We start from the raw sequence: 22678 nt of genomic DNA on the forward strand, positions 1-22678 counted from the left end.
AAAACTAATTCATTTTTAATAAAAATATCTGATTTTTAAATAAATCAAAAAATCAGCTCTTTTTTAATTAAATTAAAGCTGATATAATAAAATTAATAATTTCTAACGTAAATGGGGGATAATTATGAATAAATTTGACAGAAGAACAGAGTTGATACATGGATTAGAAACCAATTATTTACGTGTTTTATATTATGATTTTAATGATAAATATAAAGGTGAATATAAATCATATGAATCCAGTAGATTATGTACTATTATTGATGGGGAAAAAAAAGTTAAAATTAATAATGATAACGTTTTCACATATAATGATAAAGAATTCATAATTCTGCCACCTAATTCTACTGTAAATTTAGAAATAAATACTCCTACCAAAGCCTTAGTTTTTGAAATATACAATTCATTAATAGATTCTGTTACTAAGAAAGTTTGTATGGAATTTGAAAACGATTTAAATTGTGATATAAAAAAACATATACTTTATGAAAAGGTTAATCCTATTATCCATAATTCTATTCAAAGAATTCTTAATACTGCTTTAAGCAATGAAAAAAACAAGGAATTTTTAGTGGATTTATATGCACAAGAAATGGCTTATAATCTTATTAAAATTAAAAGTGTTCATGATATGCTTAATATTAATTCAAATAATTTCATTCATCTTTCAATAAAAATTATGCATGAGAACATTTCAGAAGGTATTACAATTTCTGAAATTGCCTACGCTTTGAATATGTCCCCTGCAAATTTTTCCGCTAAATTTAAAAAAGTAATTGGAGTATCTCCAAATGAATATTTTAAAAATTTAAAACTTTTAGAAGCTAAGAAAATGCTGAAAGTGAAAAATGTTACAGAAGTAGCCTATGATCTAGGCTACGATAATATTTCTTATTTTATAGGTTTGTTTAAAGATAGGTTTGGAATTACACCTAAACAATATATTCTAAATGAAAGTAATGAAAAATATATTAAGCGGAAATTTTAAGTAACATATAGACTAAATTTTTAAAATATCAACATTTTTTCTTATAAACTCAACTATAATTGGATCATACATTTTGCTTTTATTTCTTATTATCTCATTTATACTTTCTTCAAAGCTTAGAGACTTTCTGTAAGGTCTATTAGATGTCATAGCATCTATTGAATCACACACCGCAATTATCCTAGATCCAAAGGGTATTTCATCTTTTGCTATACCCTTTGGATATCCCTGACCATCCCATCTTTCATGGTGATAAAGGACAATTTCACTTATTGTTTTTAGGTACTTTGATTTGCATAATATTTCGTATCCTATAGTTGAGTGCATTTTTACACATTCATATTCTTGAGATGATAATTTTCCTTCTTTATTTAATATGATATCAGGTATGCCAATTTTTCCAATATCATGTAAGTGAGCAGCAATATGAATTTCTTCTAGTTCCATCCCCCTATATCCTAACCCCTTTCCTAAGGAATAACTCATATCTGCAACTCTATCAGAATGACCTTTAGTATAGTAATCTTTTGCTTCCAAGGCTGCAACTAAGCTTTCAATAATATCATGATAAAACTTGTTTTCTTCATACTTATATAAATTTACACTTCTCATAATTATTTCCTTTTACACAATTAATTCTAATAAAAAATATACCCCCAATTATATAGTTTGCATTCATAAAACCACCTTATTAAATAATAATAATTCATGCCAAGCCAAAGCCACTTTTACGTTTAACATACTTCAACTTCTAACTGCTTTAAGGTTTCTTCAAGAGAACTACCGCTGCTTGTATGGCATCTGACTACATGTATTCTTTTTCTTTTAGCTTCTTTCACTGCTGTAAGTACCATCTTATGAGATACTGTACTTGTTAATAAAATTATTGCATCTGGTGCCCCTATAATCTTATTAAACCTTGCTGGCATTTGTGTAAACACCTTTATTCTATGACCATGCTTATCTGCTATAGACTTATACTCATCTTGCATTCTTTCATGTCCACCTACTAAAACAATACTCATACTTACCCTCCATTCATTATTTATGTTAATGATGTATTTGACACTGAAGTTTTAGTGTTTTTTCTCAACGAATATACTAAAAATATCACTAACAAAACTGATATAAGCACTGACGGAATAAACCCAGTTGCTAATTTGCCATAAACCACTATAGTTCCAAGTTGATTAATTAACATAGATAATGGCATATACTTATCTCCTTTTGATTTATATTCTTAATATCTAAATGATAATGAATTTCATTATCATTATATAGTTTTTTCTTTTTTTTGTCAATAAATTTTTATCTAATTTTCCAAGAAAGTTTTGTCTGTGATAATTCCTAATTTTCTCGAAAATATTAATACTTCTCCCATATAGAAAAATCTTGTCAAATTTTTTAAGCAATAAAAAAAGCAGGGGTATAAATTCCCTGTTAGTGATTTTCTATAATATATCATACTGTGTAAATATCATTCTTTTTTACAAATTTTTTAACCTAATAATGGATATAATTCTTTTTCTTCTCTATCTATTCTACTTGATAAGGCCTCAAAAATTTTTTCTGTATCTTTATTAAATTCTACAATATTCTGTTTGACTTTATTAACTGTATTATATTTTGATTTATAATCTTCGTATGCTTTTGAAACTTCCTTCATTTCTTCGCTGTATTTTACACCGAATGCATTTAGTGTTGTATCTGGGCTGCTTGATAGAAAAGGATATAAATACTTATCTTCATTCAACAAATGTATTTTTAATTTCCCAGTGATAGTATTTATATTTTTAACAATTTGATCTAAATTTTGTTCTACAGTAGAACTTGTAATATTATTCAATATATAATTTGCTAAATTCATAACCTCATTATGCTGTCTTTTTAAATTTGAAATATCCATAATTATCTCTCCTTGTTTTTTCCTTTATTTTCTACTATATTAGCACATGAAATTCTGAATTTCCGTAGCTTATGTTACCAATTATAATAATATTGGTTCATAGTAACTAATTTATCGCTTAGTAGAAGCCCTCTCAATACAAATAAGTTCTGGTGGATTATTTATTTGATTTGTAAAGCTAAGCTTCACCACATTATATTCTTTTTGATTTAAGCCTGAAGTAAGCTCTTCAAGTGCTGCCTTTTCTTCTTTTCCCTTTTCATGCCCAGGATATATTACCAATAAAATAATGCCATTTATATCAAGTATATCTAAACACTTTTTTACTGCTTCTACTGTAGTTTCTTTCTCTGTAGTAATTTCATGGTTTCCTTTAGGTAAATATCCTAAATTGAATATAATTAGTTTTACCTTTTGCTTTACATATTTATCAATATTTTCATGTCCATCAAGTATTAGCTCTGCCCTGTCAAGAAAATTTAATTTTAAAAGCTTATTTCTGGTATTTATAATTGCACTTTCCTGAATATCAAAGGCATAAACCTTGCTATTTTCTCCAACTAAGCTACATAAAAATGCTGTATCATTTCCATTTCCCATAGTACAATCTACAGCAATGTCTCCATCTTTCAATTTTAATTCACATATTTTTTTCGATATTTCAACAGCATTCATAAATATATTTTTCATAATATGGCAGCAATCCCCCTATTCTATATGATATTGTATCAACATTTCTAATGATTTTACAAAAGGTTCTAAAATATGTTTTCACGTTATCTCCTTCATTATATAATGTTTGATAATCAATACCGCCACAGCAATCTGAGTCACTGTTCTTAAATACATTGTTCTTTCGGGGAGTTCGAAGAGTTCTCCGAAAAAATTGATACAAAAATGCACCAAAATACCTGCTAAAATACTTTTCCCGTTATGGTTGTAAACCCAGTCCATAATAACACTGGCTGCAAAAATAGCCACATAGAAATCGATAAATAAAAATATTGACTGGTTCAGTAAATCATTCTGGTAGGTACCTTGAATAAAAAACATTGGGAGGTGCCATATCGACCAAAAAAAACCCAAAATCATGCTGGAGGAAATCCAACCATGCTTTTTTTCCAGATGATCCAGGGCATAACCTCTCCAGCCGATCTCTTCGGCGATTGGGCCGAAGACCAGCATGAATACAGCAAATGGAAGTAATTGAAGCGGATTTAGCAGATAATATTGGATTGTGTTAAAATCCGGCAAAGTACCATCATACAAGAAATTCAGGAGTATTGCTATACCGCTTGTTACGGGAATAATACCGAAGATAAACACATACCATTTTCCGCTTATCTGTCTGAAATTGAAAATTCGCCGCCAAAAATCTTTCCAATACGCTTTATTTGTGCTTTGTCCCGCCATTATAATCCCTATGATGGACGGAGATGCTCCAGCTGTAAAAAAGAATATTTGGGTTACGGGTTCCTTATAACTTAAACCCAAGATAATCGGAATAAGCAAAAGTATCCAGGACCAGGAAAAGGTTATGAGGAAAAATATCCAGTGTTTTTTTGAAGTTGATATCATATTTATATGCACTCCTTTTCTTTCATCTCGAAAAGTTGAACGTTAAAGAATACATTTCTTTTCAACATAAGGAATATGAGACATACAATAAACATTGTCATGAGTATGCAAGCCCCGCCAAGTGGGGTAATGAGAATCGTAATCAATCCATGGGAAAAATTGGCTGTTGCATGAAACATGATGACAGACCCTATGCTGCCGTCCGTATTCATGTAGAGAAATGTTAGTAAGATGCTTAAAAGTACCGTGTAAACGAAAAATCCAACGAAACCAATCCATATTCCAAATGCTTGCACCAAAGAATATTGGGTCGTCCCCTCAATCAAATAGAGAGGCAGATGCCAAAAAGTCCATACAATCCCTAAAATAATGCTTGATGTTAAAGGGTTTAGCTTTTGCAGCAGTCGATCCAGGGCATACCCTCTCCAGCCTAATTCCTCTCCGAACGGCCCCTGTAGAAAGATAAATATTAATAGGATTGGAATAATTGGCCAAATATGCGGGAGGATGAAAGGAAGAAGGAGTGACTTGAACTCCAGTCCGTATAATATCTGTGCTGCCCAATAGGAAACCAGTAAGATGCAAGGCATCAGTAGGAATGCATAGGCATGCCAAATTGCTTTAAACCTTAGATAAAATAATCTTTTAAATAAAACTATAACACCGTTTCTTCCGCTATATACTGCAGTCATTATTAGACTGGCTGCCAAAGGCCCAAAAGTTCCTAATTTACACCAAAACTCGAAGAAGCTACGAAAGTGGAGGATATCTAGTGACATCAATACTGGGGGGAGCCAAAGAATCCAAGAAATCATATAGGCCAATAAAACAAACCATACCAAATCTTTTTCAGCTTTTTCCATTTATTCATCACCTTCAAATCATTATATTTTCTCTATATCAAAGATTACCATCTGCCCGGTCTACATACCGGCCGGTATCTGTTTTGATTTCCTGCATGGGCAGTATTTCATGTTTTTACTTTTTTGATAATGGATTTTCAGAGATATTTTTCATTAATAGTACTAAGCTAATTATTGCCAGAAGATTAAACAAAGGAAAAATAATAACTTCAGCTAGATTCATCTCAACACTGTGTAAAGCCATATTAATTATCATTGCAGAAATAGCTGTCAGCATGGTTATTCCTTTTATAATAATTACTGAAGATAACAGGTAACCAAACGGTTTACGACTAATTAGTAATATTCCGGATAATAAAGCTGTTGGAACAACTATTCCAAGATCCATACCTTGAATTACAAGCGTAGTATAGTGTTCCAGTCCCACAGGAACCGCTCCTTCAAAAATAGATGTTGCAATTTTACCTAACCAAAGAAGACCAATGGCACAAGCAATGAAAATCTGAAAACCGCCTAAAAGCCTAACAGGCAATTTCTTCTTGAAATGAGTACTAATTTTTTCTATATCAAATGACATCATTAACAGAATGAATGCATATAAACTTAAAGCCATCAGAATAACATAAACAATAAATAATCTGTTATACATCCACAAAAATACATAAGACATGTAAGTGTAAAGAAAATATCCTAATGTTCCCGTTAATAAAATCTTTGCTCTAAAGGAATTTCTGTTCGAAAAATATAGTGAGATTAAAAGCATTGGAATACCAATTATCAATGTTACGAAATCCGAAGCAATGCCTTGGGAGGCAACAGATACCGAATCATTTTTATACAATCCCTTCCCATATATTTTTACTGTTTCACCGTTGATTGATTTAAATTCATACTGTCCACTACCATCAGTTGAAAACAACCCGACAAGGCAAGCTACTAGAGCCAATATAGTAACGCATATGACAAGAAGACTTACTGTCCTTTTGAATTTCCACATAATCTATACCCCGCTTTCACAGATTATTGATCATCTTCCGGCATAAACAATCAAGTGTTTCATGCTTGATCAATCCTTTCCTCATTTCTATTTTTCATTTCAGTTAGATTTAAAAGCATTTTCTCCAGTACCACGCTGGCTCTTGCCAAATCTTCCTTTTCAATATCCTTAAAGACATTTTCAGTGAATTCAACTGCCCTAGGCTGTGTCTTTTCCCAAAACTTATAGCTTTGCTCTGTCATCTTAAGCCTAGTAACCCTTGCATCCTTTTTGTCTTTTTCCAAAGTAAGCAAACCCTTCTCCTGAAGCTTCAAAGCAACCTGTTTAACATTCTGATGGGAGCTTCCTATTTCTTTTGCTACCTCCTTCATTGTTGGAGGTTTTTCAAATAAGTAGTCTATAATCATTGACAAGAACCATTGCTTAGTTGTGATACCGAATTCTTTAAGTTCTCTTTCAAGCAAGGTGTCCATTCTGTTGGCAATAGTTAATATCGCACCAAAAATATACTGTTTATCCTCCATTAGTTCTGTTTTCAAATAATCACCACCAATGACCCAAATTTAGGTAATGCATTACCTTTATATATAATATATTACCTTTTATATGGTGTTGTCAATCTTTTTTAAATATATCCATCTACATCAACAATACCAACGGGTATACCTCGCTTTAGAAATAAAAATGTTTAATTGTACTCTATTTTTTTATAAATACATTAAAACACTTATTATTTCTGTAAAATATACTATATTCCTTTAATTTTTTATCGTTAAATTATTTATTAATTCGACTGGTGTTAAGTAAGTTATAAATTATATAAAGGCAGATTTAACTACAGGGCTTCTAGCAAGTAAAAATAATACATTCATCAAAAACAATACGGCAACTTGATTGCCCAAAAACAGCATTTTCAAATTGCCATAAAAATACATTTTGCTATTGACTTTTACATAGCTATTTTTTCTTAACAGGAATCCAAATTTCGCTGTAGTAGTTTTCATCTTGATTACCTTGTGGATAATCAGCAGTATTGGTGTACACTTCAATATTGTAACCTGCTGCAATTTCATAATCCTTGCAATTAGGCAGCCATTCTGAGAAGATTTTTGTGTTCACATCTTGCAGAGATTTCGGCATTGCGCCCTTGCAAGCAAAAACAGCCCACGTGTGTTTAGGAATAATCTTTGTAACAAAACCATTAGGTATTTCTATAGACGGATTATAATTGTCTGCAATCAAATATTCAAACTCATCTGAACCCATGCTCTCATCTATGCATACTCCGTACATTCCACATACAAATTTGCCCTTTCCTTTTTCATAATGTTCTGTCCAAAACTGTGGAATTTCAATAGGTGCACTATCATATTTAAACACATTTGATACGCCCATGACAGTAAACGAATCTTTTTCAACAATTTTGTAATCCATAATATAACCACCTTCCAATGAAAATTTGACTTTCAGCGGAGCAAATGATTTAATCATTGCTCCATCTTTTCGAACAGCAGTAGGAGTGACCCCATGAAATCGAGTAAAAGCTTTTGTGAAACTATCCGGTGAGTCGTAGCCATATTTCAGTGCAATATGAATGATTTTTTCATCAGTGGAAACAAGCTCACTGCCGGCAAGGGTAAGCCTGCGTTGTCTGATGTACTCCCCCACCGTAAAACCACAAAGCATCGCAAAGCCTTTTTGGAAATAGAACGTAGACATAAATACTTTTTTTGCAATATTTTCTATTTCGATTTCTTCAGTGATATTCTCTTCAATATAGTTGATAGCTTCACTAATTCCTTCAATCCACTCCATAATCATCCCCCCTGTCTGTACATATATCTTATCTCTTTTTAAGCGGTTGTTCCCGACCTTTTGTGTTCTGTTTTGTCTTGTCTTAAAGTTCACATGAGAGACTTAAGAACATAGGTATTAATCAATATGCTTTCGTAACTAATGCTTTAACACATTCAATTGTTCTTTTGCATAGTTCATAATTATAGTTAATATTCTTTTATAATATTGGTACGCAGATTTCACAATAATGCTTATTTATCATCTGCATTGCATAGCGTTCAATAATAGGCCTTCTATTATCAAATTCATAATTTCTTTTTGATAACTCCGAAAATATCTCCATCCATGCTTTTTTCATAGCATCTACAGTATGACTTATTTTAAATACGCAATATTTCCCACCGATAGTTTTTACAAAATTAATATACTTATTATCAATCTTAAATTCATCCGAAACAACTAAACATGTATCATACCGACAATCTTTAGGTTCTGTGAACTCCGGGTTATCTTGTGCTATTCCTAATATAATTGAACTTTCATTAAATAAGTTATTTTCTCTAGCCAAGCTTTTTAATTGTTCCATTATTTGCGCATTCTCTGAACCGTAAGAACCTGTTCTTCGTATATAAGCAATTTTATATGATTCTATCATTTCAATATTTCCATCCATAACTTACTTACCTTCTTTTTAATATAGTACATCGATGCCTGAATTCATCATATAATGCTTTAAAATGTATTTCAACTCATTTTTTAAAGTAAATTCTATAGTATTTTTACACAAGAAAAAAACAGGGGTTCAAGTTTCCCTGTAAGTTATTTTATTTATATCTTGTAAATCTTGCTTTATTCTTCCATTCGTCTTATGCTATCTCTTACTATCGATACCATATCATCTTCTGCACCTAGACTGAAGTTAAAAATAATTCCTTGTCCACCACCAGCACCGATTGCGGAAATAAAAATATCGCTTTCATGCGCAACTATAGTCAAACTTAAACTTGCTCTGTTTCCATTTCGCATAAAATACTTATCATACACTCTGACTGCAATTTTAGTATCTCCGCTACTATAATTGCTTTCATCTACTAAGTTCATAGTTATCCCACTATTACTAATATCATTTTGTAAATGTTTGAGCACTTCCTCAAAGTTGCCAGTCATTGTTTTTTCATATTTTGCCATGGTAACCCCCCAATAATTCTAATAAAATCTTTTTAATATATTTTGTTTATTTGGTAAAATCTTATAATTACTTATTCTAGTATACCATCAAATTTTAGTAATATAAACAAATTTATCCCTAAACAGAAAAGCTATTCCTTTCTATTTTAAGACAGTAAGAAATAGTGGTTGAAAATTCTCATTTTCTCTTCAGGAATTTTTCCTTGGCAAACTCATACGATTCGTCAATAAGTGGTTTTAATTGCACAAAGGTATCCTCTGATGGGTTAGGTATGCTGATCCACCCCATCCAAGCATATACAGGATAGGGTAAAATCGTATCAAGTAATATATTTTTATCTAAAAAATCAGTTCTCCTGGTTTATAGCCATCAGGTAATTCTTCTTCACTTAAAAATTTGAAATTTTCATCACGTAGTATTGGTAAAAATACTTCATATGGAATCCTTGAAAACTCACAGGCATAATTACTGGCTCCGAACCACTTACCCTCTTTGCTGCTCAAATTTAAATCTCTGGCAAATTTTGTATAGTTTGAGCAATCATGAACTGCTAAATCCCACTTTTCTTCATCGGCTATTTTCATGAATTTAAGAGTTAATTCCCTACTCCAAATTGGAGATATATAGCCGTGCCTTGCAATATACATGTTTTCCCCATAATAATTGTCTATATTATTCTCATTTAAATGTAATTCTGCACAATTGATAAAATCGAGTTTTGTCTCTAAGATCGCTTGCTTTTTCTTAAAAAATGCTTCGAAAAATTCAGGAGTCATTGGAGTTTCAATACCTACATTTTTAATATATTTTTTCGCTATTCTAATATTTTCAATAACTTTATCTGAACAATTAGAAGCACCCAAGTTGAAACATATCTCGTTAAGACCGGCTTCACCTAATGCTTTCAATGTCTCTTCTGTAGCTAAAGTGCCATTTGTATATAGATGTTGATGAATTTGAGCTTCACTAAATTTCTTTATAACCGAATAGTATTTTTCAATTTCCATAAATGGCTCTAAATAAACGTATGAAATGCCAGTGGGTTTCTGATGGATGGAGAGAAGTAAATCAATATCCTTCTCATAAAATTTTGTGCCTCCGATTTCCCACATACCTTCGCCAACTGGCGGAATATATTCTAGTTCCCCATAATTGTAACAGAACTTACACTCTATGTTACATTTGTTTGTTTTCCTAATTGCACTCAAACCAGTACCCAACAGACATGAAGCACATCCTTTTGAGAATTTACTTTCATTTCCCACAAAAAAAGTTCTACTCTCCAAGGTTTTCAAGCCTCTAATTTCCGACATTAACGTATCATTTCTATTTTCAATCGCTACCTCAATTTGAGCAAAGGTAGAGTAAATAATTTCTTGTTGTTTTATCATTGGTTCCTCATCCTCTGGTAATATTGAAAAAAATTCAAACCATATCAGCGCATCTTTCTTTGAAATTTTCATAATGTATCCTCCTCTAATTAATCTTCTAGAAAATTAACTTATTGCTGCATTTATTTCACCACATATGTTTTTGTGCATAATTTTTTTTATTTCTTTATAAACAGATGTTTGACCTAAAGCCCACATGAGCTTTGTAACAGTTGCCTCAGTAGTCATATCTTTTCCGGAAATTAATCCAGATTCAAGAGCTTTTACACCAACATTATAAACATTTAGATCTGTTCCATCATAAACACATTGACTTACAACAATAACAGGAATTTTATGCTTACTTGTCATATTTTGCAGTTTTTCTAATAAATCGTTATATTTAGAAGGAATACCACCAAGACCAAAAGCTTCAATAACAACTCCTTTATAGGATTGGCTTATTATATAATCCACAATTGAGTCACTAATTCCAGGCGTAAGCTTTAATAAAAAGACTTTATCACAAATATTAGGATAAAATTCAATAGTATTTTTCTCGATTTTTTCTATATTTTCTAAATAAACTTTTCCAGAAATTATTTTACCTAAATATGAATCATTGCAACTCACAAATGCATCCGTATTTGAGGAATGTATTTTAATTGCTCTTGTACCACGAATTATTTTTCCATTAAACACAAGGCAAACTCCTTTTAATTGTGATGTAGCAACTTTAAAAGCATCAAGTAAATTTTTTGTTCCATCACTTAATTCATGAGTTATAGGTACTTGAGAACCTGTAAAAACAACAGGTTTATTTAGATTTTGAAGTACATATGATATTATTGATGTAGTATATGCCATAGTATCTGTTCCATGTGTTATAACTATTCCATCATATTTTTGTATTCCTTCATAAATTGCATTTGATATAAGAGTCCAGTCGGCAGAGGAAATATTAGAACTGTCAATATTTAATACTTGTTTTACGGAAACATTACATAAAGTTTTAATTTCTGGAATTTTGTTAATAAGCCACTGTCCATCAAGTCTAGGGCTTAGACCTTTATCTGTTTCAACACATGCAATTGTTCCTCCAGTAGTCAGTAAAAGTATATTTTTCATTAATGCTGAAATCCTCCTACACAATTCTATGATTGTTATATATTCTTGTCTCTAAATTAAAGCTATTTTATTTATATTAGATTTAGCCAATCTCTTCTACTATATAATATTCTAATAATGGTAACTGTTTTACTCTCCTCATTTACAATATAAAATACACCTCTTGATTAATGTATCAATATTATATCAAAATTTTGATATATTAATCTAGTTTTTGCTCTGTAAACTTAAACAGTCAAGCATTTAAGTTTAAATTCTCTTGTACCTAAAACTATATGCTCCACATAGAAAATAGAACCCACATAAAAGCACACTCTTTGAACTAAAACATATAACAGATTGCAATAGCCATATAAAAACCACCTTCCCGATGAGAATGTTCATATCTAATTCACATCAAGAAAGTGGTATTTAATAAGTTTTATGTGTTATATGAATTTAGTCTAAATACATTTGTATTGCATCTATTTCATTGCCATAAATACCTGCATAACCATTATTACTATCAGCTGTATTGTATCCAGTTACATATGGTAGCCATGCACCAGTTGTTCTTAAGTGAACTCTGTAATGGATAGTTTTTCCAGTATCAGTTTTAACCATTAACCCGTCAATAGGTGATGTCAATATACCTGCGTAATCACTTCTGTTTGCTACTTCAGGTAACCAGCTTCCGCCTTTAACATGCACTTTGTAATATATATTTCCACTTGATAAATTAGCGTATACACCAGTAACATCGTGTCCAAATATTCCTGCATAATCTGATGTATTTACCACATTAGGTAACCATGTATTATTAACATCATCATAGGTTTGGTATGTTACATCTATAGTGCCTTGATTACTTGATCCTCCATTTGTAATATCGTTATACATATAATTCTTATCTACTGATGTGCTAATACCTGGAACACTTCCACTTGATGTATATTGCCACATATCATATGGAGTTTTAGTATAATTACAAGTAGTATTATATTCTGCTACCCAAATTGAATAGCCTTTGTTAAATAATGTTGTTGCATCTAAGTTATTATTGAACCAATATGTATTGGCATAAACTCCCGCCTTATAACCAGATGCTATCATTGAATCACAAAATCTAGTAGCAAAACTAGTTAATGTAGTTTTTCCTAAATATACAGTTGAGCTATCTTCCATATCTATATAAACAGCAAACGGATTTTTTCCACTAATCAGTCTCTTTACATGAGCTATTTCACTATCAATACTTGCAGATGATCCAGTTAAATTTGTAGCATAACTATACAAATATACTGCATATGGTATATTATTAGCTATACAACCTGCTACATTATTTGCAAATTGAGTATCATCCTGGCTAGTATAGTTATCACCAAAGCCAACTCGTAAAATTGCATAACTTATCCCAGATGCCTTTACTTGATCCCAGTTAATAACACCATTATGGTTACTTACATCAATTCCTACTTTAGGAGTTGTAGCATAAGTCTTATACCCAGAAACTGTTAATATACAGCAACAAATTAGAAATATTGCCATTACTTTTTTTATTACACTTAAACGATTTCTTTTATACATTTTTTCCCCCTCTTTCATAAAATAAAATTAATTTTCATATCCTTATTTACCATCATAAAATGCTTGTACACTAATCATGCCGATATAACTAACTCTATCAGCATTAAAAACACAAAGCTGTAAATTTAAATATCTTTTTTATTATTTTACACCCCCTTTGTTATGAATGTACGTTCTCGTCACCGTAACCAAAGGTTGTCCATAAAATTGCCAGCTAATTTTAAATTAGCTTTGTTATATAAATTTATATAGCACTTTTAATGCTATAAAATTTTAAAAAGATATAAGTGGACGCTACAGTCTGTAACAATATCTATAAAAGTAACCTCTTTGTATCAACACTATCGTCTCTATATGCTTTGAAGAGACAAATTTCCCAATAACCGTCATCTTCTCACCCTTATTTAAATTACTAATACCAATTTATTAATAATATATTTACATATTAAACCATATTATTTAATTTTTCAACATATTTGTTAATTTTTATGGCTAATTATTTTATATGGTTGCTTTTCTAAATAATTGGTTATATACCAGAAACTATTTATACAAATGATGTTGCAAAGAAGAAAGAACTCAGTGGTAAACGTCGGGTTTATTTCATAGATATGTTGAATTATTTAGGCATTTCTAGTAACGCATAGCTAAAACGTTTGTCAGCTGACAGATCAAATCTTCCGTTCTGCCACCAATCATATAAGAATATATGTCAAAAAAACCAAATATAATAAAAAAAAGAAGCTGCTATAGCTCCTTTCAAACATTATTTTTTTATTTTACTCAATTCATCTACAAAAGCTGGTCTTTTTCTATACAAGGCAATTAGCTCATTAACTACCTCTTCCCGATTTTTATACCTACTATCTTTTTATATCTCTTAAGAATTCCGCATACACCTTGATAGTCCCTTCTGGCTGTATAAAGCATCCATACCCATTGTTTTGATTAATTAAATTTTCTAATTTCTCAAAGTAATCCACTTGCATCACCTTTACGAATATACTGATATTGTAATTTAAATCAGTATATTCGTAAATATTTTTCTAAAATAATTCTAGAAATAAGTAAACCTCTTCTTTCAAAACCACTTCTATTACTAAGACTTACTGTAGCATCTGGAGTCCTTATTTCATCAACTGTAACTCCATGCCTTCTTACCTCTTCTGCTACTGCTCTTCCTATACTAAGAACATCATTACATTACTTTCCTTAAGTAAGAATCCTAAATTATTTTCAAGCATTGGATAATAATATCTATCAAGAAATGCTAAATTAGAAAAAACTGCTGATATCCTATTTTTACTTTTATTTATTAAATCTTTGCTGTAAGTTATACTTTCTTTAAATTCCATTGTAGATCTCCTCTCTATTTATTTTTAAAATCGAGGTAGATAATTATTTTATCTACCGACCTCTCACACCACCGTACGTATCGTTCGGTATACGGCGGTTCAACAAGAATTAATGTACTTGCTTATACCTTTTATGAATACTTGTATATCCTATTTTCTCAAAATAAGAATTCGTCAGTGTTGTCGCAAGTATGGGGCTGTTGGCTATTCGCCAATAGCTTTTTCTTGTGTTAGCAAATTCCCACGCTTTGCTTTCTTTAATTTCAAGCTTCTTTAGGTTATCGTGCTTGGTTTTAATCTTCTTCCACTGTTTCCAAAAGCACATTTTAAGTCTGCGTCTAGTCCATTCATCTAGCTCTTTTGTTAGCTTTGCTATATTAGCTATTCCAAAATAATTAAGCCATCCTATAGTTTATTATCGCTATCTCTGTACTCCATTCTGTTACTAAAATTGTTTGTAAACCAGTTCCCTCGATTCAATTGTCCTGCAACGGTCATACTACTGTATAGATAAACTGCAAAATGGCTAAAAGCAACCGTAAGATTTGAACCAATGCCATGATTTCATATACAAGTTACCAGGGTCTTCTTAGAAAATTATAAGGTTTATGAAACGGTGTATATATTTAATTATTTCCTTAATCGTTGTATGAGCGATAATCATAGCTATTTTTAATTTTTGCTCCATAATCCTAATTCATGCTATTATTGAACTTACGATTAAACCCTTTTACAATCAAGTAAATAGGGAAAATCAATTCATATAGTCCTCCTGGCGCAAAAAGCCACATTGGCGCAGGTTGTGATATAAACAATAAAACAGAATATACAAATAAGCAGACATAACCTAAAATCCCTAGTCCCATCATCCATTTTGGCGCTAAACTTTTCTGCAGCAAATACCAACAATAATAAATACTATATCCCCCTAGAGATAACATAGCTAGTGAAAAGCATAGTTCTCTGAGCTTCAGAATTGCTTGAATATTGGTTTGAGATATTAGTACAATCGCTAATAAAAAACCTTCTATAAGCCTTGAAATCATATACCCTCTTATAATTGTTTTATTATAAGATTTTAAAACAATAAAACTCAACCAACCAATAACAACTACTGCAAAACTATTCATCAATTCAAACCCGATACCGAGTCTTATGGATGCTATTTCTACATTATCATATACCCCATTTTCAATCATTTGATTGCCTACTGCATAGGTGACTGTGGCTAATAAGAAACAGAACCCAATAATTCTTTCATAACCTCTATAATGTTTTTCCATGTTCATTAAACGCTCCCTTCAACAATGATAAAAACTATGTTATAATATTGTGAAATCAAAGATTTTTGTAAAAAGGTGGTCTACAATGAATAAAATCGAAAAATGCAGATTAATGATTGTTGCGACTCTAAAAGAATTGACTGATTTAAACGTTGAAGCCATTTCAGAACTTGTACTAAGCATCCCTATACAAACCTATAAGAAAGGGACTGTCCTTTTAAATCAAGGTGATAAGCCAGATATGAGCTATTACCTCTTAATGGGATTGTTCGTCAGTATGTGTGTAATGAGCATGGTAAAGAAATCACTGTTGATTTTTATATAGATGAACAATCCATCAATATGTTCAGTTATGCTGATGAAGACGGTAACTCTATGTACAGCCTCTCATGCCTTGAAGAGTGTATCATGGTATCATGTGCTGAAATTATGACTCGTGACTTAGAAAACACACAACAAGAATTCAGCAATATGCTTAAAGTATTTTTTCAAAAACAGTTCATTGACTTACAGAAAAATCTTGCAAGTTTTAAATCGCAATCATCAGAAGAAAGATTCATTGCATTGGTTAAAAATCGTCCTGAACTTCTAAAAAGAGTACCTCAGAATATTCTTGCAAGCTATCTGGATATCACACCTGAAACCTTCAGTCGTTATAAAAAAAGTATTAAAAATCTTTGATATGATTTTATTATAGAACATACAAGAACATATTTCCTTGATTTGAATCAAGATTTGTACAGAATGAAAATATTATAGCATTAAGATTAGTGGCGATGTTATTATGAATGACAACGCTCCCAGAACCTATTATGGATCTAGGTATCTTATCTTTGGCAAATTATTTTATGAATCTGGAATCCTATGGTATGCAAGTCCTTTTCACATTAAGCATAGTTCAATAGGTTATCCTCTCTTTGAAAGACAAAAATCCTTTAAAACTGGATTTGAATTTAATGTTGATGGAACAGTAAAATACCAATACGGTATTATTAAAATCATATTATAACCATACTTGCTCAACTAACTAAGAAGGTGTCGTTTTCCTCTCTATCAACATAAACAAATCCGCAAAACCTATACCTAAACGCAAATATCCTTAGTTCTGCGTAAAAGTTAGACCACCTAAAGCAAGGGGGTCATAGAATTTTCTAATTTATATATACTATAAGAAGGAACGATGAGCTATAATTGTAAAATAGATGCGGTTTAAGCTTTCAATGGGAAATTGATAAGCATCTATAAAAGCATTTAATCTTCGTCAATACGTTCGATTTTGAATATAACTGGACGAGTTCCGTCATTGCAACAAGCAATCATCATCTTTTCGTCATTTGTCCAGCTCTTCATAATCGAACCGCCCTGAAGTGCTGCATAAACGTACCGGCTGACACAGTCCCAGGCTTCCGAGCAAAACTTGCCGTCCAGCATATGCCAGAAGTCGTCACGTTCGCCGTTACGCTCCAAAATAAATTCCTGCCCTTCCTCAAAGAACGGGCAAGAGCCTGACTTTGGATCTTTAAAATATTGCTCTTGTAAATCTGTATAACATTCTTTTCTTAATACAGTAATTTTGCATTTATGTTGCATAAGTTTCCTCCTATCTCACTGCTATATATTAGTGAATATTAATGAATGGCTACACATCTATCACTATACTTCAACTCTCGTTTTCAGTAGCTTCGCCATATTCACACCAAGCGTTTCTAAAATATTTCTATCATACTCGCTTAATTCTTCATGAGATATTTCTTTGAAAGCCATAAAGTCATTACTAGAAACAACTGGCATTTGGCTGCAAAGAAAGTATTTGTGCAAGCGTTCAAGTGTCGCAGACCCACCAGAACGATAACGAGTAACAACTGCTGCAGCTGGTTTTCCGGCAAACATCTGATGCCATGTACAAGTGGAATAAAACACCCTGTCGAGCAAAGCACAGAGCGCACCATTTGCGCTTGAGAAATAAACTGGGCTTCCCACAATAATGCCATCCGCTTCAAGAATAGCATCTATCAATGTATTACATAGATCATCATCAAATACACAACGCTTTGCTGTTTTACAATGTCCACAATCAATACAGCCATGGACTGCTTTTTTTCCAATATGAATCCACTTTGTCTCTATGCCGGACTTATACAGTCCTTCTTCTACAACAGTCAATGCTCTGCTCGTATTTCCATTTTCATTTGGACTTCCGTTGATAATTAAAACTGACATTTGTAACCTCCATATTTAGCTTATTCAATGTAGTAGACGTAATTTTCTTTTCTTGGTGATGCTTTCGGCAACTCTCCTTCTGCATAACCAAGAATGCAATGTCCAATACCTTGGTACTCGCCTTCAATACCAAGGTATTCCAGAATTGCTTTTCCTTCTGGACGCTCAAATTCTTCCTTTGCTCTGTGAATCCAGCAACTGCCAATACCAAGATCATGTGCTGCCAGCATCAGATTCCCCATAACAAGACTACCATCATAAACGCGATTTACCCAATTCTTATCAGCTAACACAATCAGAACGACAGGGGCTCCATAGAACGGGTCGCTATTAGTTCCCATGATCTCTGCATTCAGCTTGGAAAGCTTATCTCGCAGTTCCTTATTTGTCACAGCGATAATAATTGGTGACTGTTTATTCATTCCCGTAGCAGCATAGGTACCGGCTGTCACGATTTTATCAATGATTTCCTTTGGCACCATATCAGGCTTATACTTTCTTACACTTCTTCTTGTTTTCATTTTTTCAAGTAACTCACTCATGTTTTATACCTCCATTTTTTCGTGCAGGACATTTTCTTCCATCTATGTACCATAAACAACTCCTGCAGTTTCTGCATGGAATAGGTTCTATTCCACATAATACCTTATTTGCCCAGCTTGGGTCGCACAGATGCCCGCGTCCAACGGCCACCATATCTGCATAGCCTTTTTCAAGAATATCTTCTGCCTGCTTTGCGGAAGTTATACCACCAACGCATATGACAGGAATCGTTGATACTTCTTTTACTAATGATGCCATGAAAACAGTTGTTTCATAAGGGAAAGATTCCGGGCATCCATCAAAGTAGTAGCATTCAAAAGATACATTCAAGAAATCTGCTCCGGCAGTTTCAGCAGTTTTGGCTATCTTTATTAGTTCTTTTTTATTGTGATGCCCAAAGCGAACATCAACAAGAAAATCAGAGCCACAGGCTTCCTTAATCGCAATAATCAGTTCAGCTAATAACCGTGTTCCATCTGCATATTCATCGATTCGGTTGTTGCACTCTGTAACTTGATTCAGATAAAAGCCATGTGCCGCATGAAGCTCTACACCATCAAATCCGGCAGTTTTGCAGCGAACCGCTGCGGATACGAAGTCATATCGATAGACAAGGAACTGTGCCCTTGAGATTTCTTTTAGTGAATTTTCTTTCATAGCAGACAGGCCTGTATTCATCATTTGCACAACAGCTACAGCATGATTCTTTTTTACTGCCTGTGCAAGAAGTGTTAATCCTTCCAGGCAATTATCATCGAAGATACCAATAGTGTTCCTTGGCTCCTTCAGCTTTGAAGTCGCACAGGCTTCTATAATAATCAAACCAGCTCCACCATCAGCAAAACTCTGATAATGTTGTAAGTGTCGTTCGCTTATCAATCCATCTGGATTGGTTAATCCAAAATCAGCCATCGGTGGTACAACGATTCTGTTTTTTATAGTCTTCCCATTAATCTTAATTGGAGCCTCAAGATTAGAGAACTCTGCTGTCATACTTATAACCCCTTTCCTAGCAGGTAAGCCTGCTGTGGATAGTCGGTTTTTTCAATGTCTTCCCGCGTACAGCAGCCTTTCGCTAGCACTTGTCCGCAATCCTGCCACTGAAGATATTGGAGTGCCTCGGTATAATTTCCTACAATGCCTTTCATTGCCCACTCCCGATTATTCGTACCTGTTACAAGCAGCACAGCCTTTTTACCTGCCCCGCGCAGCATATTATCAATGCCGTAGAAGCGATCTATAGGTGCTTTAATTTGAGCAGACGGGCCATAATAATATAGAGGCGTCACAAAAGCAATCAAATCGGCCTCTATAAGTCGCGGTGACAGTTCTGCCATGCTATCTTGGAAGACACAAAGATTCTCCCCACATTTACACTTATCGCAAGCAATACAGGGATGGATGTTCTTAAAGGCAGCATCAAATCGATAAACTTCATGACCGGATTCTTTGGCACCCTCAATAAAACGTTCAGCAAGTAAAGAAGAGGTTCCGGCTTTATGCGAGCTTCCAGTTAATACTACAATTTTCATCTGTTACTCATCCTTTCTTTATTTTTTATCAGCTCTTTTTTCCTTGCAAATCATAGAATTTTTAGTAAAATAGAGGTGTTCTATTTTAATTCTAAAGGAGCTGATTTCGTGCTTACACCACGTTATTTTTTTACAAACGATTTTTCACAATGCTATGACTACTTTTTGTCACAGCCACATAAAAAGAAAACATTCCATAAAGGCGATTACTTATGGGAGCCTGGCGAACCTTTTCATACAATCCACTACATCATCTCTGGAGTTGCACAAAATTATATTGAGCATGAAAACGGGCATCGCAAGATTGTTTCATTTCATGGAAAGGGCACCGTATTTCCTGGCTATCACCAGAAAGACTATAAAATCGAAAAATCCATTATTACAATTGCTATGACTGACATGGAAGTATTGGAATTTACAAAAGAAGAATTCCACACCATGTTTGAAGCCAATTACAATGTGCGCTCCGCTGTCATCGACTGGTTTTCTACCTATGCCAATCTGCTTTTATATGATAATGCACATCAGGAGTACAACAGTTCTTTCATAAAGCTTTGTAATCTGCTCTATCTACTTCTGGTCAGTAAAGATATTAAGTCAGAAAGCTTTATTGGAATTACACAGTATGATCTGGCTAATATTCTTGGAATCAGTCGTGTAAATTTAACACGGGGTCTTGCCTATCTGCGAGATGAAAATATCATTGTAACACGCAGAAAACAGATTGAAGTAATTGATTCTTCTGCATTAGCTAAATATTGTTCTATGGAAACACTTTAGCATCAAATGCCCTGAATCCTTATTCAATCAATATCAATTATATCTAAATAAATTAGTTTTTTCTGCTAAAAATGATACAAAAAACACTGTTGCAAAAAAATGCAACAGTGTTTTTTGTACATTTGTTAACAGTAATGTTATTTAATCTACGATCTATAAGCAAGAATTATATAATTACTTTGTTTAAATATTTTACTTTATTTCCTTTTGAATCTTCATTTCTTCTTTTAATTCAAACCATACATTTTCAATAAAATCATCCAAGGGTATATCATACCAATTGCCTTTACCATATATAAACACTATATGATATTTACAGTTCCACTTTGTATGTGATAAACTGGTACTATCCATTTGGGATGACCTCCTTATGTTTAAATGGAAGTGACAAGCAACCATTCACAAGGAGGTTTTTTAAATGTTTCTTAATAAAAATAATAAGCTAGTTTTTCATAAATTAATAGAGGGAATTGAAGGTAACTTTCTTAATAATATCATCAAGAAATATGAAACAGATTATAGAACTCAACATTTCGATACTAAATCACATTCATTTTCTATGTTATACTTTAATATTCGAGGTTGTAAAAGTCTTAGAGAACTTGAAAGTAAGACTTCGTCTAATTCAAAATTAAAAAGACTAATTAATGTGCCAAGTGTATCACAATTTTCAAGGAAAAATGCTACAAGAGATTATAGAGTTTTGAAGATTTGTTTTGTTATTTAACTCAAAAGGCTCAAAAAAAATTTGGAGCCGTTAAGCTGAAGAAGGAGTTGCCACCGTTAAAAATTATTGATTCAACAGTAATTTTATTAGAATTAAAGGTTGCTCCACATTTGAAAATGGACAGCGAAAGATCTGGTATAAAAATAAGTACCTTATACAACGGCAAATACCCAGAAAAAATTAATATAGTAAAAGGTAATGTAAATGATAGAAAATGCATTGATAGTATGTTTGAAGACAAATCATCCATCTATATCTTTGATAGAGGATATTATAGTTACAAGTTGTATGATAAACTAACAAAAGATAGGATAAAGTTCATTACCAGAGGTGTTACTAATGCTGTTATTATGGAGGAGAGAGTAATTAATGCTTATCCACAAAAGGATATATATTTTATAACTAATATTTTTGATTTAAGTACTGAAGATATAATAAATATTTATAAAAAAAGATGGGAAATTGAACTATTTTTCAAATGGATTAAAGAAAATTTAAGAATAAAACGTTTTATAGGATATAATGAAAATGCGATTAAAATACAGATATTTGCAGCGTTGATATCTTATTTGCTTATTTATATAAATGGCAAAATGTTAAATGTAAAATTTTCTATGCTCACGCTAACGCGTATTATAAGGTCAAATCTTTTAGAATTTTTTAGTGAAGATTTTAAAGAGGTAATAAGGGCAGGCTAACGCATAGCAAAATTAAAAATTTTGCCTTTTGAGAGAATAGGCTAAGTCGCACTTGGAAAATGTAATAATATTCCACAAAAAGACAATCGTACATAACAAGGAAGCAAATAGTTAAAATTATTAACAATTTGCTTCTTGATTTTTTGTCAATAGTATTT

The 22678-nt window shown here is 32.3% G+C and carries 32 protein-coding genes; 7 read left to right on the forward strand and 25 right to left on the reverse strand.

Translation table 11 applies throughout. The features are described 5' to 3' along the window. The first annotated feature begins 124 nt into the window (after nucleotides 1-124). On the forward strand, nucleotides 125-988 hold the full coding sequence (locus CLHOM_RS11880) for an AraC family transcriptional regulator (RefSeq protein WP_052221909.1): 864 nt from the start codon (nucleotides 125-127) through the stop codon (nucleotides 986-988). A 12-nt stretch (nucleotides 989-1000) separates the two neighbouring features. Here CLHOM_RS11880 and CLHOM_RS11885 read toward each other — a convergent pair whose 3' ends face one another. From CLHOM_RS11885 to CLHOM_RS11955, 19 genes are all read right to left on the reverse strand, one after another. Then, the gene (locus CLHOM_RS11885) at nucleotides 1001-1600 is read right to left on the reverse strand and encodes an HD-GYP domain-containing protein (RefSeq protein ID WP_052221910.1); all 600 of its coding nucleotides are present in this window, start codon (nucleotides 1598-1600) and stop codon (nucleotides 1001-1003) included. A gap of 122 nt (nucleotides 1601-1722) precedes the next feature. Continuing rightward, entirely contained in the window at nucleotides 1723-2013 is a 291-nt protein-coding gene (locus CLHOM_RS11890) for a DUF2325 domain-containing protein (RefSeq protein ID WP_052221911.1), read from the reverse strand. Between the two features lie 20 nt (nucleotides 2014-2033). Further along, on the reverse strand, nucleotides 2034-2201 hold the full coding sequence (locus CLHOM_RS18365; RefSeq protein ID WP_161803221.1) for a hypothetical protein: 168 nt from the start codon (nucleotides 2199-2201) through the stop codon (nucleotides 2034-2036). Nucleotides 2202-2486: 285 nt separating this feature from the next. Next, on the reverse strand, nucleotides 2487-2894 hold the full coding sequence (locus CLHOM_RS11895) for a hemerythrin domain-containing protein (protein ID WP_052221912.1): 408 nt from the start codon (nucleotides 2892-2894) through the stop codon (nucleotides 2487-2489). A 111-nt stretch (nucleotides 2895-3005) separates the two neighbouring features. After that, a complete protein-coding gene (gene mnmM, locus CLHOM_RS11900; protein WP_175478655.1) occupies nucleotides 3006-3584 on the reverse strand; it encodes a tRNA 5-(aminomethyl)-2-thiouridylate-methyltransferase MnmM in 579 nt (192 codons plus the stop codon). Nucleotides 3585-3665: 81 nt separating this feature from the next. Continuing rightward, complete coding sequence (locus CLHOM_RS11905) at nucleotides 3666-4472, reverse strand: CPBP family intramembrane glutamic endopeptidase (protein WP_052221914.1); 807 nt, start codon at nucleotides 4470-4472, stop codon at nucleotides 3666-3668. A gap of 2 nt (nucleotides 4473-4474) precedes the next feature. After that, entirely contained in the window at nucleotides 4475-5335 is an 861-nt protein-coding gene (locus CLHOM_RS11910; RefSeq protein WP_052221915.1) for a CPBP family intramembrane glutamic endopeptidase, read from the reverse strand. 115 nt (nucleotides 5336-5450) lie between these two features. After that, the gene (locus CLHOM_RS11915) at nucleotides 5451-6332 is read right to left on the reverse strand and encodes a hypothetical protein (RefSeq protein ID WP_052221916.1); all 882 of its coding nucleotides are present in this window, start codon (nucleotides 6330-6332) and stop codon (nucleotides 5451-5453) included. 59 nt (nucleotides 6333-6391) lie between these two features. Continuing rightward, nucleotides 6392-6871: a MarR family winged helix-turn-helix transcriptional regulator gene (locus tag CLHOM_RS11920; RefSeq protein WP_242846774.1), complete on the reverse strand. Its 480-nt coding sequence runs from the start codon at nucleotides 6869-6871 to the stop codon at nucleotides 6392-6394. Between the two features lie 418 nt (nucleotides 6872-7289). Further along, complete coding sequence (locus CLHOM_RS11925) at nucleotides 7290-8147, reverse strand: AraC family transcriptional regulator (RefSeq protein WP_052221917.1); 858 nt, start codon at nucleotides 8145-8147, stop codon at nucleotides 7290-7292. Between the two features lie 199 nt (nucleotides 8148-8346). Continuing rightward, nucleotides 8347-8802 carry an AraC family transcriptional regulator gene (locus CLHOM_RS11930; protein WP_052221918.1) on the reverse strand — a complete coding sequence of 152 codons (456 nt, stop codon included), beginning with the start codon at nucleotides 8800-8802 and terminating at the stop codon, nucleotides 8347-8349. 176 nt (nucleotides 8803-8978) lie between these two features. Further along, nucleotides 8979-9317, reverse strand: a complete 339-nt coding sequence (locus CLHOM_RS11935) for a DUF6054 family protein (protein WP_052221919.1) — start codon at nucleotides 9315-9317, stop codon at nucleotides 8979-8981. 178 nt (nucleotides 9318-9495) lie between these two features. Further along, nucleotides 9496-9648 (reverse strand): DUF6194 family protein, encoded by a 153-nt coding sequence (locus CLHOM_RS18700; RefSeq protein WP_341376975.1) that lies wholly within the window; start codon nucleotides 9646-9648, stop codon nucleotides 9496-9498. Nucleotides 9649-9656: 8 nt separating this feature from the next. After that, the gene (locus CLHOM_RS11940; protein ID WP_052221920.1) at nucleotides 9657-10781 is read right to left on the reverse strand and encodes a radical SAM protein; all 1125 of its coding nucleotides are present in this window, start codon (nucleotides 10779-10781) and stop codon (nucleotides 9657-9659) included. A gap of 33 nt (nucleotides 10782-10814) precedes the next feature. After that, on the reverse strand, nucleotides 10815-11816 hold the full coding sequence (locus CLHOM_RS11945) for an asparaginase (protein WP_052221921.1): 1002 nt from the start codon (nucleotides 11814-11816) through the stop codon (nucleotides 10815-10817). 438 nt (nucleotides 11817-12254) lie between these two features. After that, the gene (locus tag CLHOM_RS11950; RefSeq protein ID WP_052221922.1) at nucleotides 12255-13382 is read right to left on the reverse strand and encodes a glycoside hydrolase family 25 protein; all 1128 of its coding nucleotides are present in this window, start codon (nucleotides 13380-13382) and stop codon (nucleotides 12255-12257) included. Nucleotides 13383-14563: 1181 nt separating this feature from the next. Further along, complete coding sequence (locus tag CLHOM_RS18370) at nucleotides 14564-14737, reverse strand: hypothetical protein (protein ID WP_161803222.1); 174 nt, start codon at nucleotides 14735-14737, stop codon at nucleotides 14564-14566. A gap of 109 nt (nucleotides 14738-14846) precedes the next feature. Continuing rightward, on the reverse strand, nucleotides 14847-15146 hold the full coding sequence (locus CLHOM_RS17950) for a group II intron maturase-specific domain-containing protein (RefSeq protein ID WP_278321737.1): 300 nt from the start codon (nucleotides 15144-15146) through the stop codon (nucleotides 14847-14849). A gap of 283 nt (nucleotides 15147-15429) precedes the next feature. Further along, the gene (locus tag CLHOM_RS11955; RefSeq protein WP_052221923.1) at nucleotides 15430-16026 is read right to left on the reverse strand and encodes a DUF4386 domain-containing protein; all 597 of its coding nucleotides are present in this window, start codon (nucleotides 16024-16026) and stop codon (nucleotides 15430-15432) included. Between the two features lie 79 nt (nucleotides 16027-16105). Between CLHOM_RS11955 and CLHOM_RS11960 the strand changes: the two genes are divergently transcribed. From CLHOM_RS11960 to CLHOM_RS11970, 3 genes are all read left to right on the forward strand, one after another. Next, a complete protein-coding gene (locus tag CLHOM_RS11960) occupies nucleotides 16106-16345 on the forward strand; it encodes a cyclic nucleotide-binding domain-containing protein (RefSeq protein ID WP_052221924.1) in 240 nt (79 codons plus the stop codon). Beyond that, nucleotides 16300-16701 carry a cyclic nucleotide-binding domain-containing protein gene (locus tag CLHOM_RS11965; RefSeq protein WP_139205637.1) on the forward strand — a complete coding sequence of 134 codons (402 nt, stop codon included), beginning with the start codon at nucleotides 16300-16302 and terminating at the stop codon, nucleotides 16699-16701. The genes CLHOM_RS11960 and CLHOM_RS11965 overlap by 46 nt, the downstream gene beginning before the upstream one ends. A gap of 103 nt (nucleotides 16702-16804) precedes the next feature. Then, entirely contained in the window at nucleotides 16805-17029 is a 225-nt protein-coding gene (locus CLHOM_RS11970) for a hypothetical protein (protein ID WP_052221926.1), read from the forward strand. Nucleotides 17030-17271: 242 nt separating this feature from the next. Here the strand turns inward: CLHOM_RS11970 and CLHOM_RS11975 are convergent, their stop codons facing one another. From CLHOM_RS11975 to CLHOM_RS11995, 5 genes are all read right to left on the reverse strand, one after another. Next, a complete protein-coding gene (locus CLHOM_RS11975) occupies nucleotides 17272-17610 on the reverse strand; it encodes a TIGR04076 family protein (RefSeq protein ID WP_052221927.1) in 339 nt (112 codons plus the stop codon). A 63-nt stretch (nucleotides 17611-17673) separates the two neighbouring features. Beyond that, entirely contained in the window at nucleotides 17674-18240 is a 567-nt protein-coding gene (locus tag CLHOM_RS11980; protein ID WP_052221928.1) for a flavodoxin family protein, read from the reverse strand. Between the two features lie 20 nt (nucleotides 18241-18260). Beyond that, a complete protein-coding gene (locus CLHOM_RS11985; protein ID WP_052221929.1) occupies nucleotides 18261-18782 on the reverse strand; it encodes a nitroreductase in 522 nt (173 codons plus the stop codon). Further along, nucleotides 18775-19776 (reverse strand): NADH:flavin oxidoreductase, encoded by a 1002-nt coding sequence (locus tag CLHOM_RS11990; RefSeq protein WP_052221930.1) that lies wholly within the window; start codon nucleotides 19774-19776, stop codon nucleotides 18775-18777. The genes CLHOM_RS11985 and CLHOM_RS11990 overlap by 8 nt, the downstream gene beginning before the upstream one ends. Nucleotides 19777-19778: 2 nt before the next feature. Then, nucleotides 19779-20315 (reverse strand): flavodoxin family protein, encoded by a 537-nt coding sequence (locus CLHOM_RS11995; RefSeq protein WP_052221931.1) that lies wholly within the window; start codon nucleotides 20313-20315, stop codon nucleotides 19779-19781. Between the two features lie 108 nt (nucleotides 20316-20423). Between CLHOM_RS11995 and CLHOM_RS12000 the strand changes: the two genes are divergently transcribed. Next, a complete protein-coding gene (locus CLHOM_RS12000; protein WP_052221932.1) occupies nucleotides 20424-21095 on the forward strand; it encodes a Crp/Fnr family transcriptional regulator in 672 nt (223 codons plus the stop codon). Nucleotides 21096-21287: 192 nt separating this feature from the next. Here the strand turns inward: CLHOM_RS12000 and CLHOM_RS18545 are convergent, their stop codons facing one another. Then, complete coding sequence (locus tag CLHOM_RS18545) at nucleotides 21288-21449, reverse strand: hypothetical protein (RefSeq protein ID WP_175478654.1); 162 nt, start codon at nucleotides 21447-21449, stop codon at nucleotides 21288-21290. A gap of 64 nt (nucleotides 21450-21513) precedes the next feature. Here CLHOM_RS18545 and CLHOM_RS12005 point away from each other — a divergent pair, with 64 nt between their 5' ends. After that, nucleotides 21514-21822, forward strand: coding sequence for a DUF4372 domain-containing protein (locus CLHOM_RS12005; protein ID WP_052221933.1), 309 nt, complete (start codon nucleotides 21514-21516; stop codon nucleotides 21820-21822). Next, nucleotides 21807-22520, forward strand: coding sequence for a transposase (locus CLHOM_RS12010; RefSeq protein WP_052221934.1), 714 nt, complete (start codon nucleotides 21807-21809; stop codon nucleotides 22518-22520). Before CLHOM_RS12005 ends, CLHOM_RS12010 begins: the two co-directional genes overlap by 16 nt. Nucleotides 22521-22678 lie beyond the last annotated feature (158 nt).

Origin of the sequence: Clostridium homopropionicum DSM 5847, assembly GCF_001263795.1 — a bacterium.
In the GTDB taxonomy this organism is placed as follows: Bacteria; Bacillota; Clostridia; order Clostridiales; family Clostridiaceae; genus Clostridium_H; species Clostridium_H homopropionicum.